Origin of the sequence: Ornithinibacillus jepli, assembly GCF_047228935.1 — a bacterium.
In the GTDB taxonomy this organism is placed as follows: domain Bacteria; phylum Bacillota; class Bacilli; order Bacillales; family Amphibacillaceae; genus Ornithinibacillus.
The window spans coordinates 1-14,383 of record NZ_JBFEGG010000006.1 but is presented as its reverse complement, the minus strand read 5'-3'; the positions used below and the strand labels follow the sequence as shown (position 1 = coordinate 14,383).

Genomic DNA, 14,383 nt, shown 5'->3' with positions numbered 1-14,383 from the left:
ATTGATTGAGGACATTAACTAAATATTGATTAGTTAAATACATACGGGTGTTAATCCAAAATGGGTTAACGCCCTTTTGATTGATTAATATATAAACGATATTGTAATATGTTTATATATAGTTAGACGAAAGGGTGTTTTGTTTATAAATGGGAATCGAAGAGCGATTTTGGAGTGCTACAGTTGAAGAACTTACAGCAGGATACACTTGTGCAAATGATGCATACATATGTCTTCTTTGTGGGGAAAGCTTTGTAGATGGAATTATATATCCGATGGATGGAGTCCTATACGAAGCGAAAAAAGCTGTAGTGCAACATATAGAGATTAGTCATGGTTCTGTGTTTGAATATTTGCTTTGCCTAGACAAAAAATACACTGGGTTATCCACTCACCAAAAAGAATTACTACATCACTTTAAAAAAGGGTTAAGTGATAAAGAAATTATTAAAGAACAAAATGGTGGGAGTCCATCAACCATTAGAAGTCATCGATTTAAGCTGAAAGAAAAGGAAAAACAAGCGAAGGTGTTCCTTGCCATAATGGGACTTTTAAACAAGAATTCTGATGAAAAGGAATATGATAACTTTGTTAGTTTTCATAAGGGGGCGAAAATGGTGGATGATCGTTATGCGATAACTGAAGAGGAAAAACAAAAGATATTAACTACGTATTTTAAAGAAGGTTTGGAAGGTAAATTAGATTCTTTCCCAAGTAAAGAAAAGCGGAAATTAATTGTTCTACAAAATATAATGAATCGATTTGAATTGACTAAAATTTATACGGAAAAGGAAGTTAATGAAATTTTAAAGTCGATTTATTCGGACTTTGCAACTATTAGAAGATATTTGATTGAATACGGTTTCTTGGGCCGTAGTAAAGATTGTACAGAATACTGGGTGAAACATTAATATGAATGTGGAATTAACGAGATTCAGAGTAGTAGATGGTAAAACAGAAAAAGTGGATGAATGGATGAAGTTTTTAAACGACAATATGGAGGATGTTCTTGTTACGTTAGAGGGAGAGAAGATGTACGTGGAAACGATACTTAGGGAGGTCCTCAACGGAAAGGAATATTTGTATTGGTATTCGGTAAGTGGTGAAGGCGGTCAGGATGTCGAAGAATCTACTCATTGGATTGATAAAAAGCACTTGGAATATTGGGAAGAATGTATCGATAAAACCTTTCGACCAGTAGACATTTCTGTAGAAGTGGTAATGATACCAGAGAAGGTTAGAAGTACTATGGTTAGTAGGCATTAACTGTTATGAATTGAGAGGTAAAAGGAAAACATGGGAGAATTGTATTTTAGAGATATTGATAATACGAATGAAGCTATTGTTAAAAATATAAAATTAAAAGCTGGCCAAGAAAACTATATTGAATCCGTAGAAGAATGTTTACAAGAAGCTGAAACTTATGAAGAATGGCATCCTGTGGCTATATATCATGATGAGGAAATTATCGGATTTGCTATGTACGGTTCCTTTGGGGTAAATAAGGATACGTGGATCGATAGAATCATGATAGATGAAAAATATCAAGGTAAAGGCTTTGGTAGAAAAGCAATGTTAAAACTTATTAATATCGTTTCAAAAGAATATGGAGTTAATACTATATATTTAAGTATTATTGAAGAGAATGAAGCAGCCTATAATTTATACAAAAGTATTGGATTTAAGTTCATAAATGACAGGGATCCAAATGGAGAACTTATATTTAAGTATACGATTAAATAGATTGAACTGACGGTCATAGACAAGGGGTTAGTTTGATAAGTGGTATTAAAGTTTGATGTCAAATAAAGGCTCAGAATTTAATCTGAGCCTTTATTCTGGCTAATTTGAAAGACCATTAATTCACAATCGTCTGTTCCTTCAGCTGATTCAATATATATTGCACCGTTTCCTTATCAGAGTTAGTAGCTAATTCGAAATCGTGTTTATAGCTTTCATGGCCTTTCCCGGTAATAATAACCCAATCCTCATCACTAGCCATTTTAATAGCCTTTTGAATAGCCATGGTACGATCTGGGATGACGCTACCTTTCTGGTTACCAAATTTCCGATTGACTTCTTCCATCGTTTCAATCATTTCTGGCCGTTTGGATTTATCACGTCCACCTCTAAATCCAAACACATGGAAAATTCGTTTTGCACCATACGTTTTAGCGGAGGCAATGCAATGGAATATCGCATCTGGTGTATGAGCATAATCCACCACAACAGTTGGTAAGTTATCGTGTTTATATGTTTCGAAACGCCCATTTACTCCAGTAAATGACGTTAATGCTTGCTGGATGGACTCGCGTGATAGATTAATATGTCTTGTTGTTAAATAAGCCATCATCGTATTATACATGTTATGAATACCTGGTATTGGACAGATAACCTCAAAGGTTGTTTCTTTTTCCTGTACCGTCACAATCGCATTTTTAACAGAGTAATCAATCAGTTGCACATCGTTTTCAGCGGATTCTCCAATTGAAAATGTTGAAATTCCATGATGGGTTAAGATGTCTTTTAACTTTTCTCCCCAACTGTTATCCGTATTTGTAATTGCTATACCATTCTCTTTTAAATGATCAAATAGTAGTAGCTTTGCCTGGAAATATTCTTCCATCGTTTGATGATAATCTAAATGTTCATGATATAGGTTAGTAAAAATCCCTATATCGAATTCGATTCCCTCCACACGACATTGGTCTAACCCATGAGAGGAAACCTCCATTACAACAACGTCATCCGTACTCTCGGCAAGTAGTCTATTTATCATGAGAGCATTTGGTGTTGTAATAAAGCTAGGTAAGGTTCTTCCGTTAATCGAATTTTGTATCGTTCCAATCATGGAACAAGTTTTCCCGCATTTTTCTACTATATGCTGGATTAAATAACTAGTCGTTGTTTTGCCATTAGTACCAGTAATCCCAATCATGATTTTACCTTTTGACGGATCATGATAGTAGTGCTTAGAAATGATACCTAATGCTTTCCGGCTATTTTCAACCCTTATATAAGGCACGTCTGATATGTTTAATTCTTGCTCGCCAATAATAAGTACCGCACCATTTTGAATGGCGTCAGAAATATAATCATGGCCATTCCTTTTACATGTATATCTTCTATATGTTTATCTAATTTTACGTTTAGTGTTTTTAAAAAATCTCCAATTTTCATTTATGGATGGGCTCCTCTTAGATGTACTTCAACCTGAGTCCGAATCATAGTATTCTTAGGATGTGGGTTTCAATTAACCTTCATGAATGGAAAAAATAGTTAAATCTACCCTATTATAATAGAAAATCATAATACTTTACGATATACTAAATTAAACTTCAATACAATAAGTAAAAGGATTGATATTCATGGTTAATATGAATCATTTTAGTGAAGATCAAGAAACTTCACTGAAACTTTTTGTTGTACTAACTAGAGCAATTCAGGCGATTGAGAAACAAATTACCCAGAATGTGAAGGGGTATGGATTAAATTTAACGGAGTTTGGCGTACTGGAATTGTTATATCACAAGGGCGAACAACCAATACAAAAAATTGGCCAAAAGGTTTTGCTTGCTAGCAGTAGTATTACATATGTTGTGGATAAATTAGAAGAGAAACATTACTTAACTCGTAAAGCTTGCCCTACAGATAGAAGGGTAACGTTTGCTGTAATTTCGGACTCGGGTAAGCAACTGATGGACGAGATCTTCCCGCAGCATGCGGCAGCGATAAGTGAAATTATGGGTGGATTATCTGTGGAAGAAAAGAAAACAGCGACTGATTTAATTAAAAAATTGGGTCTTTATGCTAATAGCCTAGAATAAAAAGGTATTGCTAAAGTGTAGCAATACCTTTATTCGTTCAGCTTTATTTTCTCCATAAACTCTTCCCAGTCTAAAATCCGATTAAATGTAACGTCTTGATTATAAGGCTGATCTCTTAAATATAATTCGATTGGTTCATTAGTTAATGTATCTAGAATATCGGGTTTGTCGTCAACATAATAATTTAGTTGAAGATCTTTAATAATATGGATCTTCTCATGGTCTTGCATGCCATAGAAAAAGTGGTCATCTATAACAGGGAAGCCTTGTTTTTTCATCCAGTCCTTTGTCCGCTCCCCATGATTTTTCGGTCTTGCGGTAATGTAGAAGATTTCATGACCAAGCTGGACTAGTTTATTTAAAACTTCAACCGCCCCTTTATAGGGTGGGCAATCCGTGTAATAGATATCCTCAAGGGAGCTATTCCACATGTTGCTACCTTCTTCATCACTTAAACCAAAAGGTTCATGTATTTCAACCCGATTTAAAGCATGAAATTCTTCTAGTGGAATGTTCTTGTTAAGTTTCTTCTTATAAATATGAAATGCGTGCTCGCGCAAATTAATTAACGTATCATCTATATCAAAACCAAATCTCATGTAATCCCTCAATTTTTATAAACTGGATATCCAGTAAACTTAAAGTCTTTGCCGATCTTTTGGATGTCTGTATCGATTAATTCAACAGCATCTTGCATGTGAGTAATTCCAGTACCTTCTAAGAAGGATGGAGCGTTTTTACCACCAACTAACTTTGGAGCGAAATAAAGGACGACTTTATCCACTAATTGATGTTCTAAGAAGGAAGCGTGAATATTACCTCCGCCCTCAATGAATAACGAAGAGACTAAATGTTCACCTAGAGTTTCTACGACTTCTGTTGGGTTAACAGTATTCTCTCTTGATGTTACAAACACACGTATGTCTCTTTCTTCCAGCTGAAGCTTCTTCTTTTCATCATGTTGTTTACTAGTGAAAATCCATGTTTCTGCTTCATTGTCATTTACAACATTAGCATCTAAAGGAATCTTTAAGGTAGAATCCATAACGACTCGAACAGGATTACGACCATTTGGAATTCTTGCTGTTAATGAAGGATTATCTTCTAGCACGGTATTAATCCCAACCAGAATGGCCATATTTTCACTTCGAAGCTGATGAACATCTAGTCTTGCTTCTTCTGATGTAATCCATTTACTACTAAAGGTGTGGGTTGCTACTTTTCCGTCTAATGATGTTCCAGCTTTTAGTGTCACAAATGGCTTTTTCTCTACTATAAATTTATTAAAGACTTCGTTCATTTTAATGGATTCTTGTTCTAATATTCCTGTGACAACTTCAATTCCTGCGTCTATTAGGATTTTTACACCATTTCCTGCAACGATTGGGTTTGGATCAAGAGTGGCGATAATAACTTTTTTGATTCCCGCTTGGACGATAGCCTCCGCACATGGGCCAGTTCTGCCGTGGTGAGAGCATGGCTCTAAGGTGACATAAATTGTCCCACCCTTTGCTTTATCACCTGCCATGCGTAAAGCGTGAATTTCTGCATGAGGCTCTCCAGCCTTTAGATGGGCACCTACACCAACGATACGATTATCATTTACAATAACAGATCCTACAAGTGGATTCGGATCGGTTTGTCCTTTCATCGCTTTCGCGTTCTGCAAGGCTAGCCCCATATAAAATTCATGATTACTCATTGGAGCAGGATCCTTCCTCGCGCATGTGACCAGATTTTTCAACCTTCGTATTTAAATAGCGCTCGTTGTATTCTGACACATCCCCCCAAAGTGGAACACGCCCTGTTAACGTTAATCCGGCCTTTTCCATCGCTTCAAGCTTTAATGGATTGTTCGTAATAAGGGTGACTGGTTTTGTGCGCAAACGCTTTAGAACACGGATTGCATCATCGTAATTTCTAGAGTCATTTACAAACCCAAGTGCTTCGTTAGCCTGAACGGTATCAAGACCATTTTCTTGTAAAATATAAGCCATTGCTTTGGAAAATAATCCGATACCACGCCCTTCGTGATTAGCAAGATAAAAAATTGCCCCTGTTCCATGCTCGGTAATCTTATGCATGGATTCCTTCAATTGGAAGCCACAATCACAACGTTTACTTCCGAAGATATCCCCAGTATGACAAATCGAATGCATCCGGATTAATGCATCATCGTCATTTTCGAAGTCTCCGTAAACTAAGACACTAGATTGTTGGAGGTCTGCTAAGTTTTGTGAAGATAGATTATCTATAATTGTTTGGTAATCATCGGTTACCTCGCTTGAATTTAACCAGCAATACCATTTAAATTCAACCGTCTCTCCATATAAATTAACAGGAAGGCGGATTGGCCCTACTAAATAAATCGCACCCTCATCTGTAGATATCGTTTGTATTTTATCTTTTAATATGGACATTACTTTTGATTCTAATTTTGTTTGTTCCATGGTACATACCCCTTTCACTGCCACTAGTATAATGAAAAATCATCATCGCTTCAATTTATCTTTCTCGAAACTCGAAATAATTAATCTTTTATTAGTAAATTATGAAGAAGCATGAAAGTGGATTGTGTTTTATAAAAAAATTGAAAAACATTATTGCAAGAAAATAATATCCGTGTTATTATATCGACATACGATATATCGGGTGTTGATACATCGAGTAGTGATATAAAATGGGTGGTGAACTATGGTGAAGCAAGCGGAATCGTTTTTGCCTTTATCCCAGGCTACTTATTACATTCTTCTATCTTTAAGGGAAGTCCGTCATGGATATGGAATTATGCAGGATGTTGAAGAAGTAAGTAAAGGTGAAGTAACCATGGGACCGGGGACGTTGTACGGCGCGTTAAGTAAATTAGAAAAACAAGAAGTGATTATGAAGACCATCGTACAAGATGATGAGCGTAGGAAGTATTATCAGTTAACCGATTTAGGTAAGGTAGTTTTACAGTTAGAGTATAAAAGACTGAAATCGCTAGTGGAGAATTCAAAGGGAATAATTGAAGAGATGGAGGGGCAGTAAAATGGCAATTAAAAAATTTAGGTTATCACTTTCGTTTAACATTGAAAAGGAAGAACAGTGGTTAACAGAAATGTCTCAAAAAGGATTACATTTTAAAAAGCAAAAATTCGTATGGTATGAATTTGAAGAGGATCCAACTAAATCTTATGTGTACCAAATCGATTTTCGCCAGAATGCAAAGAAGGATTATTTTCAGTTATATGAAGATGCAGGGTGGGAATATGTATCTGATTCCATCGGGATCTTCCACTATTTTCGTACAGATGCTGCAAATACCAATGTTCGAAAACTGTACTCCGATAATGAGTCGATTCAAGATTCATATAGAAGAATGCTAGGCTTTTATTTACTCATTTTCTTCCTTTTCCTTGTATCCCAGATCGGCATAGTAGTTACCTGGAAAGGTTATTGGATTCAGTATCTAGTAGTTGGGTTAGACGTGGTTGTAAGTGTGTTGTATCTATATATGTTTTATATGTTTAATAAAAGGATTAATTTTTATAGGAAAAAGTAGTAAGGGATTAGACTATAAAAGCTAGGGAGAAGCCTAGCTTTTATTTTTTTAGTATTTTTTTATAATAGTACCTTGCATTGAACAGTAGTGTATGTTAAATTATAGCTGTAGGAATTAATTATAAATAGGTACTATATAATATATAGTAGCAAAATTGAGGTGGAAGATTTGAACGTACAGTTTAAAAAAGGTGTGCTGGAGCTTTGTGTGCTCGTTCTTTTAGATAAACAAGATCGATACGGTTATGAATTAGTTCAGAAAATATCAGATCAGATTGCGATTTCAGAAGGCTCGGTATATCCATTGTTAAGAAGGTTAACCAAAGAAGGATATTTTACTACTTATTTAAAAGAGTCTTCAGAGGGGCCGTCTAGAAAGTATTACGCATTAACAGAAGAAGGTAGAGCTTACTTACAAGAGCTACTTGCCGATTGGGAGAAGTTCACCGATGGGGTGAACGAACTTATAAAGGAAGGTGTTGGATATGAATAAGGAACAATTTTTAACGAATTTGCATGACGCTTTGAAGCGGCTGCCTTCTTCAGAGCGAGAAGATATTTTACAAGACTTTAGAGAGCATTTTGAAATTGGTATTAGTGAAGGAAAAACGGAAGAGGAAATTGCAAAAGGACTTGGAACTCCTCAGCAAATAGCGAAGGAATTGGTTGCGACTTTCCGTTTGGAACAAGTACAGGAAACTGCAACTACAGGGAATGTATTACGTGCCGTTTGGGCAGTAATTGGACTTGGTTTTTTCAATCTAGTCATTGTATTAGGACCATTTATCGCGCTTGCAGGAATTGTATTCTCTGGTTGGGCAGTTGGGGTCTCTTGTTTATTAAATCCTATTTTGTATTTAATCAATGTCGCCATCTATCCAGAAATATTTGAATTCTATCAATTTTTCTTGACAATTGCATTTAGTGGAGTAGGGATATTTGTGATTATTGGAATGTATTATGTAACAAAATGGTTCATGAAAGGCTTTGTTCGATACCTTCAATTTAATGTACGTATGGTAAAAGGAGGAATTAAAAATGCCTAAGCAAAAACTATTGATTATTATTGCTTCTTGTCTATTCGTTTTAGGTGTCGTTGGTAGTTTGATCACGTACCAAACTGCCGGAGCATCCGATGAGGACGTGAAAGAAACAAAGATTGTGGAAAATCAAAGTATCTCTAAGTTTGAAATAGAAACAGACAATGCAAGAGTAGATGTCCTACCAACGACAGATGAAGAAATTACAGTAGAATTTACAGCACCTGGTACTAACAAAAACAAGTATAAGTTCAACGTAGAAGAAGAGGGTGACTTGCTTTCAGTAGAAGTAAAGGAGAAGCGACTACAATTTCTCTCTGTTGATTTAGATTTTAGCTTCAAAGGTCCCAATGTCATTATCTATTTACCTGAAAAACAGTATGACGAACTAGGTATTGATGTGATTAACGGTAGAGTTCATGTGGAAGATATCGAAATTGCTAATGTCGACATTGAAACAGTCAATGGCCGTGTTGAATTAGAGGGGCTAAAAACCAATACGACTACGGTTTCGTCTGAAAACGGTGGTGTTAATCTTACACATGTTGATGGTGATATTATAAGTGAGGTTGTTAACGGTAGAACAACAATGATTACGAATGATTTAGATCGTTCGATTAACTTAGAATCTGTTAATGGGAAAATTGACATTCAAACATCTAATGAGCCTACTAATGCTAGCATAGAGGTTGATGTGGTAAATGGGAAGGTAGACATATTTGGAGATAGTTCAAGAAGTGCAGTTGTTGGAGACGGAAAGCATAAAATTAAACTGAAAACGGTAAATGGTAGTATTACAGTGAGCAAATAATAAAGTTAGGGGTAGAGATAATTTGTCTCTACCCTTTTTCACTGATATATTAGTGGGATGCGCTGATTTAATGCAAAGAACCGCTAATATCTTAGCAAAAACACTAATAAAAATGTAGATGTGCTGATATAAAATCCGAAACAGCTGATATTTGTCATGTTTAGACATCATAATTATTTTCGTACTTTCCAAGATAACGTGATAGAATAATAGTCGTCTTGAAACGATATATGGAATTAATTAACAGAAAAGCCTGAGAGGAGTTTCTTCATGAACAATACCGAGTTAAAACAGATTACTCCAAAGTATGATCCTTGGGAAGCTTACTATGATGTAGAAGAACATGGAAAAATGACACTATCTAATGTGGAATTTACGACAACATACATGTGCAATATGCGTTGTGCGCATTGTGCAGTTGGATATATGCTTCAGAATCATGACCCAGATGCATTACCTATTGAACTATTAATCCAGCGCTTGGATGAGATTCCCCACCTCCGGACGATGAGTATTACTGGTGGAGAGCCTATGATGAATAAAAAGTCTGTCCGAAACTATGTGATTCCACTCCTGAAATATGCACATGAACGAGGTATCCGGACGCAAATTAATTCTAATTTAACCTTGCCCTATGAACGATACGAAGAAATTATCCCGTATTTAGATGTTTTACATATTTCACATAACTGGGGAACGGAAGATGAATTTGCTGATGTTGGTTTTGCCCATATGGAGCGTAAACCATCAGTAGAAAACCGCAAAAAATACTTTGCAAGAATGGTAGAAAACGCACAAGCCTTATCTAAACAAGGGGTAATCGTATCTGCGGAAACGATGTTGAACAAACGCACCTTCCCATACCTAGAAAAAATCCATGATCATATCCTTGAAATGGGGTGTGCGCGTCACGAGGTCCACCCTATGTATCCAGTGGATTTTGCTAGCAATCTCGAAACGTTAACACTAGATGAAATACGAACTGGAATTACAAGATTACTGAACCATCGAAATCAGGAAGTTTGGATGTTATTCGGGACATTGCCATTTTATGCGTGTAGTTCTTCACCTGAGGAATTGGCTTTAATCCAACGTTTATATAAGGAGAAGAATGTAACGGTTCGTAATGATCCAGACGGTAGGTCGCGACTCAATGTCAATATTTTCACTGGAGATATTATCGTTACTGATTTTGGTGATGAAGAGCCATCTCTAGGCAATATTAAAGGTACAACACTGGAAAGTGCCTTCAACAAATGGATGGACTCTAAGACAGCGAAAAGCTTGAATTGCCATTGTCCAGCAGTAAAGTGTTTAGGCCCTAACCTGTTGGTGAAAAATGCTTATTATAAGGATGTTGATTTTCAAAAGCGTAGTGCAAATATTCATCTATAAATATCATTAAAGTAGTACAAGTTGTTTGCTTACCTTGTACTGCTTTTTTAATATTACGTTTTGACCAAATCAAGAGTGAAAGAACAATAGGAAACACATGGAGTGGAAACTAATTTATGTTGACCTAGGGAGTGAATTTCTTGAATAGATTCGCTTCGTATTCCGTATGTTAGTAAAGTATAATGGAAGTATGAGTAATGAAACCATATAGATTGGTGTGGTTTAAACGATGAAGGAATATGAAATGAAAGTTTATCAGGATTTACAACAATGGCGGATGAAGCTGCTAAAACCACCGAGTTTAGTCAATCGGATGGGGAAAAAAGCTCAGAATAAAATAAATGGACTGATTCCAGAAAAGGCTCATCATATTATGACAGAAGCGATTAAGAACATGGTGAAAGCAACTCTAGTTGGCTCTGATATGACGACGAAGAAACCGAAAAGTGGCATGTCATTATATGAGAGAGATGAACTGTTAAAAGAAAAACTTTCTGCATATCGGAAGACTGCAACTGTAGAAGGTGCTGGAACTGGTGCAGGTGGTATATTCTTGGGGCTTGCTGATTTTCCATTATTATTATCGATAAAGATAAAATTTCTATTTGAATCAGCTGCTGTTTATGGTTTTGATACGAAAGCGTACGAAGAGCGACTTTTTCTTTTACATGTGTTTCAGTTAGCATTTTCTAGTGAAGATAAAAAGAAGGAAACGTTATTTGTCATTGAAAATTGGGATGAACAGAAAGAAAAGCTAATCGATATGGACTGGAGAGTTTTTCAGCAAGAATATCGAGATTATATAGATTTGGTGAAAATGCTACAATTAATTCCAGGATTTGGAGCTATTGTAGGAGCTTATGCCAATTATAATCTTCTAGATCAATTAGGTGAGACAGCAATGAATGCTTATCGTTTAAGGGTTTTAACAGAAGTACCAAAGGATTATTAGGCTGAACAGGGGAGATGAAATATCTTTTCTTGTTCAGCCTTTTATTTTATATTTTAATAGGTTAAAATTATCTAAAAAATCTATGTAATATATTGCATATTACTTAGGAAGATAGTATGATGAGTTTTCATATAAAATATTTAAAAGTTGAAATATGATAATTATGTAATTGACACAAGGAGAGATAGAATTGAAGGATAAGCTACCGAATTCTTCACATTTAATCATAGGCGTTATGCTTTTTGCGCTCTTTTTTGGGGCAGGGAATTTAATTTTTCCGGCACAACTTGGACAAGCTGCAGGTGATAATTTATGGCCAGCTGCTATTGGCTTTTTGCTTACTGGCGTCGGATTACCACTGTTAGGAATTTTAGCGATGGGGTTCTCGGGGAGTAAGGATCTTCGTGATTTAGCGAGTAGGGTTAGTCCTGTTTACGGCTTATTATTTACAACGATATTATATTTAACAATCGGTCCGTTTTTTGCCGCACCTAGAACCGGGGCAGTAGCATTTGATATTGCCATAGCTCCACATTTAGAGGGCGGATCTTCCTCACTGACGCTTTTCTTATTTACGTTAGTCTTTTTTGCGGTATCGCTTTGGTTCTCATTGAATCCTGCTAAAATCGTGGATAGGGTTGGGAAGCTATTAGCTCCTGGTATTGTAGTGTTACTTGCGATTCTTTTAATCATGGTTTTCATCAATCCGATGGGAAATGCTCAACCACCTTTAGGAACGTATCAAGGGAAAGCTTTTGTGACAGGCTTCTTAGAAGGCTACAACACAATGGATGCCTTAGCCTCATTAGTATTCGGTATTATTGTCATAAATGCTATTAAAGCATTTGGGGTAACAGCTCGAAAAGAAATCGTATCTGCAACCTTTAAAACGGGTATTATTGCGATTTCACTGTTAGGACTAATTTATGTCGGAATTGCTTATTTGGGAGCTGTAAGTGTTGAAGAGTTCGGGCTTTTTGATACTGGTGGTCCAATTTTAAGCAGTGCTGCAGAATACTACTTTGGAACATTTGGGACAGTATTACTTGGATTGGTAATTATTTTAGCTTGTTTAACTACGAATATCGGATTGATGACGGCGTGTGCGGAATATTTCCAGCGGTTGATGCCTAGGTTTAGTTATAAAGTACTTGTTACATTCTTTACTTTCATCACATTCATCATTGCCAATTTTGGATTAGCAAATATTATTATGTTTTCCATACCTGTTTTAATGTTTTTATATCCACTTTCCATTGTTTTGATGATGTTGGCATTTTTATCGCCGTTGTTTAACCATTCACGTAGCGTGTATGTATCCACCATTGCGGTGACATTCTTCATTAGTATAATAGATGGGTTAAAATCATTGTATGTTTCTCTTGGTATAGAGGGCTATGGATTTTTCGGGCCGGTAGTTTCCTTATATGAAAAATGGCTGCCGTTTTACGATGAAGGGCTAGGTTGGTTAGTTCCTGCTGTAGTTATGATGGTGGTAACGGGGATTATAGGCAGAATGCGAAAAGCTTCCGTGCCAGTAAACATATAGAAAAAGTCGGTTTCCTAAAAAGGATACCGACTTTTATTTTTGACTGACTGCACCGGATAATTTGAAATCCTTTAATATATCTTGCCAATTTTGTTTCATTAATGCGGATGCATTTTCTTTATCTCCATCTTCTATGTACTGAATAATCGTGTCATGTACTACTATGGAGCTTTCGGAAAGGATAATGGAGTTATGGAAAAAGAGCCTCCTAACATGTGCCTGTAGATTTTCTACGATACTACTAATGTAAGGATTATCTGCAGTATCTACAATTACTTGATGAAATTGCTCGTCTATGTTTAAGGCAGCATAGAAATCTTCGTTATAAAGAGCGTTAGCGAAATCCTGATTAATGCTTTTTAACGTAGCTATTGTACTCTCTGTAATATGATCGATGGCAAGCTCTGTAGATAAAGCTTGTAGTACGGCTAATGGTGGAAGTAAATCTTTGATGGATTCTCTCTCTACTTCAGTTACTTGAGTAGCTTTGCCAGGATACATTTTCACAAGTCCTTGCGATTCAAGCAGTTGTAAAGATTCTCGTACCGGTGTCCTACTAACACCTAGTGCTTCTGCGAGTTCTGTATCATTTAATTTTTCCCCGGGATATAAAGTCCCATCAATAATCCAATGAAGGATCTGTTTATATGCGCTCTCTTTAGCTGTCGTTCGGATAGGCTTAGAATGATTCGCAGGTATCGGCATAACTTTTCCCTCCTCTGTAGACTGTCTATGTCTAGTATACATGAAATCTGCTTGCATGAGTATTCACATAGGTATTCAGGATGTTTAATTTGTGTTTTTTCGCGAAAACTGAAACAATATAGAAGAAAATTTTAATAAAAGGGGCTACTAATGATGCAATGTAAAATAAATCGAAATGCAGCAAAATATTTAAAAAGCTTACTAGAAAAAGAAGATGCGCAAGGTAAAATGATCCGTGTTCTAGTAACACATCTGCATGGCGACCATGCTCATTATGATATCCGTTTAGACACACCTTCCGAAAATGATGAAGTAGTTAAAACAGACAAGGATATAGATATTATCTTGGAAAAAGATAATGAATGGTTAGACGGTATTTGGATTCAATACTTCCATGTTCCGCAAGAGGAATTGGTTATTACGAATCCAAAAAAAGGACATCATCATTAATTTAGTAGAGGCAAGGACATAGGGTCCTTGTCTTTTTTTAATGTTTTTGAAAACCCCTTGCTATGCGAGGGGTTCTGGAAAGCTTTCAGCGTGGGACAAAAAAAGCCTCAC

The 14,383-nt window shown here is 36.1% G+C and carries 17 protein-coding genes and 1 pseudogene; 13 read left to right on the top strand and 5 right to left on the bottom strand.

The window, feature by feature from the left end; genetic code table 11:
• Positions 1–149 precede the first annotated feature (149 nt).
• Genes AB1K81_RS16605 through AB1K81_RS16595 form a run of 3 tightly spaced genes read left to right on the top strand, consistent with a single transcriptional unit; the run spans position 150 to position 1,743 of the window.
• On the top strand, positions 150–911 hold the full coding sequence (locus tag AB1K81_RS16605; RefSeq protein ID WP_412977798.1) for a DUF2087 domain-containing protein: 762 nt from the start codon (positions 150–152) through the stop codon (positions 909–911).
• 1 nt (position 912) lies between these two features.
• Complete coding sequence (locus AB1K81_RS16600; protein ID WP_412977797.1) at positions 913–1,266, top strand: DUF6176 family protein; 354 nt, start codon at positions 913–915, stop codon at positions 1,264–1,266.
• Positions 1,267–1,296: 30 nt separating this feature from the next.
• Positions 1,297–1,743, top strand: coding sequence for a GNAT family N-acetyltransferase (locus AB1K81_RS16595; RefSeq protein ID WP_412977796.1), 447 nt, complete (start codon positions 1,297–1,299; stop codon positions 1,741–1,743).
• A 115-nt stretch (positions 1,744–1,858) separates the two neighbouring features.
• Here AB1K81_RS16595 and AB1K81_RS16590 read toward each other — a convergent pair.
• Positions 1,859–3,097: pseudogene (locus AB1K81_RS16590) on the bottom strand (Mur ligase family protein); the annotation flags it as partial.
• A 271-nt stretch (positions 3,098–3,368) separates the two neighbouring features.
• Here AB1K81_RS16590 and AB1K81_RS16585 point away from each other — a divergent pair.
• Positions 3,369–3,827: a MarR family winged helix-turn-helix transcriptional regulator gene (locus AB1K81_RS16585; protein ID WP_412977795.1), complete on the top strand. Its 459-nt coding sequence runs from the start codon at positions 3,369–3,371 to the stop codon at positions 3,825–3,827.
• Positions 3,828–3,856: 29 nt separating this feature from the next.
• On the opposite strand, the gene AB1K81_RS16580 is transcribed toward AB1K81_RS16585, so the two are convergent.
• The 3 genes from AB1K81_RS16580 to AB1K81_RS16570 are packed head-to-tail and all read right to left on the bottom strand — an operon-like array spanning position 3,857 to position 6,277.
• On the bottom strand, positions 3,857–4,426 hold the full coding sequence (locus AB1K81_RS16580; protein ID WP_412977794.1) for a 5' nucleotidase, NT5C type: 570 nt from the start codon (positions 4,424–4,426) through the stop codon (positions 3,857–3,859).
• 8 nt (positions 4,427–4,434) lie between these two features.
• On the bottom strand, positions 4,435–5,529 hold the full coding sequence (gene ribD / locus AB1K81_RS16575) for a bifunctional diaminohydroxyphosphoribosylaminopyrimidine deaminase/5-amino-6-(5-phosphoribosylamino)uracil reductase RibD (RefSeq protein WP_412977793.1): 1,095 nt from the start codon (positions 5,527–5,529) through the stop codon (positions 4,435–4,437).
• Positions 5,522–6,277, bottom strand: a complete 756-nt coding sequence (locus AB1K81_RS16570; RefSeq protein ID WP_412977792.1) for a GTP cyclohydrolase II — start codon at positions 6,275–6,277, stop codon at positions 5,522–5,524. Before AB1K81_RS16570 ends, ribD begins: the two co-directional genes overlap by 8 nt.
• Positions 6,278–6,521: 244 nt before the next feature.
• On the opposite strand from AB1K81_RS16570, the gene AB1K81_RS16565 reads away from it, so the two are divergent.
• The 8 genes from AB1K81_RS16565 to brnQ all read left to right on the top strand — a co-directional run bounded on the left by AB1K81_RS16565 (position 6,522) and on the right by brnQ (position 13,117).
• A complete protein-coding gene (locus tag AB1K81_RS16565; protein ID WP_412977791.1) occupies positions 6,522–6,857 on the top strand; it encodes a PadR family transcriptional regulator in 336 nt (111 codons plus the stop codon).
• Position 6,858: 1 nt separating this feature from the next.
• Positions 6,859–7,371 (top strand): DUF2812 domain-containing protein, encoded by a 513-nt coding sequence (locus AB1K81_RS16560; RefSeq protein WP_412977790.1) that lies wholly within the window; start codon positions 6,859–6,861, stop codon positions 7,369–7,371.
• A gap of 168 nt (positions 7,372–7,539) precedes the next feature.
• A complete protein-coding gene (locus AB1K81_RS16555) occupies positions 7,540–7,863 on the top strand; it encodes a PadR family transcriptional regulator (protein WP_412977789.1) in 324 nt (107 codons plus the stop codon).
• Positions 7,856–8,416, top strand: coding sequence for an HAAS signaling domain-containing protein (locus AB1K81_RS16550; protein ID WP_412977788.1), 561 nt, complete (start codon positions 7,856–7,858; stop codon positions 8,414–8,416). The genes AB1K81_RS16555 and AB1K81_RS16550 overlap by 8 nt, the downstream gene beginning before the upstream one ends.
• Positions 8,409–9,221 carry a DUF4097 family beta strand repeat-containing protein gene (locus tag AB1K81_RS16545; protein WP_412977787.1) on the top strand — a complete coding sequence of 271 codons (813 nt, stop codon included), beginning with the start codon at positions 8,409–8,411 and terminating at the stop codon, positions 9,219–9,221. The genes AB1K81_RS16550 and AB1K81_RS16545 overlap by 8 nt, the downstream gene beginning before the upstream one ends.
• Before the next feature lie 270 nt (positions 9,222–9,491).
• On the top strand, positions 9,492–10,616 hold the full coding sequence (gene yfkAB / locus AB1K81_RS16540) for a radical SAM/CxCxxxxC motif protein YfkAB (RefSeq protein ID WP_412977786.1): 1,125 nt from the start codon (positions 9,492–9,494) through the stop codon (positions 10,614–10,616).
• Positions 10,617–10,845: 229 nt separating this feature from the next.
• Positions 10,846–11,568, top strand: a complete 723-nt coding sequence (locus AB1K81_RS16535; protein WP_412977785.1) for an EcsC family protein — start codon at positions 10,846–10,848, stop codon at positions 11,566–11,568.
• Positions 11,569–11,758: 190 nt separating this feature from the next.
• Positions 11,759–13,117 (top strand): branched-chain amino acid transport system II carrier protein, encoded by a 1,359-nt coding sequence (gene brnQ / locus AB1K81_RS16530; RefSeq protein WP_412977784.1) that lies wholly within the window; start codon positions 11,759–11,761, stop codon positions 13,115–13,117.
• Between the two features lie 33 nt (positions 13,118–13,150).
• Here the strand turns inward: brnQ and AB1K81_RS16525 are convergent, their stop codons facing one another.
• Entirely contained in the window at positions 13,151–13,822 is a 672-nt protein-coding gene (locus tag AB1K81_RS16525; protein WP_412977783.1) for a GntR family transcriptional regulator, read from the bottom strand.
• 153 nt (positions 13,823–13,975) lie between these two features.
• Here AB1K81_RS16525 and AB1K81_RS16520 point away from each other — a divergent pair, with 153 nt between their 5' ends.
• Positions 13,976–14,272 carry an iron-sulfur cluster assembly accessory protein gene (locus AB1K81_RS16520; protein ID WP_412977903.1) on the top strand — a complete coding sequence of 99 codons (297 nt, stop codon included), beginning with the start codon at positions 13,976–13,978 and terminating at the stop codon, positions 14,270–14,272.
• The last annotated feature ends 111 nt before the right edge of the window (positions 14,273–14,383 follow it).

Coding starts and splice junctions, on each gene's coding strand:
- AB1K81_RS16565 (WP_412977791.1), top strand. CDS start 6,522: ATGGTGAAGCAAGCGGAATCGTTTTTGCCTTTATCCCAGGCTACTTAT.
- AB1K81_RS16525 (WP_412977783.1), bottom strand. CDS start 13,822: ATGCCGATACCTGCGAATCATTCTAAGCCTATCCGAACGACAGCTAAA.
- AB1K81_RS16595 (WP_412977796.1), top strand. CDS start 1,297: ATGGGAGAATTGTATTTTAGAGATATTGATAATACGAATGAAGCTATT.
- AB1K81_RS16580 (WP_412977794.1), bottom strand. CDS start 4,426: ATGAGATTTGGTTTTGATATAGATGATACGTTAATTAATTTGCGCGAG.
- AB1K81_RS16550 (WP_412977788.1), top strand. CDS start 7,856: ATGAATAAGGAACAATTTTTAACGAATTTGCATGACGCTTTGAAGCGG.
- AB1K81_RS16605 (WP_412977798.1), top strand. CDS start 150: ATGGGAATCGAAGAGCGATTTTGGAGTGCTACAGTTGAAGAACTTACA.
- AB1K81_RS16570 (WP_412977792.1), bottom strand. CDS start 6,277: ATGGAACAAACAAAATTAGAATCAAAAGTAATGTCCATATTAAAAGAT.
- AB1K81_RS16560 (WP_412977790.1), top strand. CDS start 6,859: ATGGCAATTAAAAAATTTAGGTTATCACTTTCGTTTAACATTGAAAAG.
- AB1K81_RS16585 (WP_412977795.1), top strand. CDS start 3,369: ATGGTTAATATGAATCATTTTAGTGAAGATCAAGAAACTTCACTGAAA.
- AB1K81_RS16545 (WP_412977787.1), top strand. CDS start 8,409: ATGCCTAAGCAAAAACTATTGATTATTATTGCTTCTTGTCTATTCGTT.
- ribD (WP_412977793.1), bottom strand. CDS start 5,529: ATGAGTAATCATGAATTTTATATGGGGCTAGCCTTGCAGAACGCGAAA.
- yfkAB (WP_412977786.1), top strand. CDS start 9,492: ATGAACAATACCGAGTTAAAACAGATTACTCCAAAGTATGATCCTTGG.
- AB1K81_RS16520 (WP_412977903.1), top strand. CDS start 13,976: ATGCAATGTAAAATAAATCGAAATGCAGCAAAATATTTAAAAAGCTTA.
- AB1K81_RS16600 (WP_412977797.1), top strand. CDS start 913: ATGAATGTGGAATTAACGAGATTCAGAGTAGTAGATGGTAAAACAGAA.
- AB1K81_RS16535 (WP_412977785.1), top strand. CDS start 10,846: ATGAAGGAATATGAAATGAAAGTTTATCAGGATTTACAACAATGGCGG.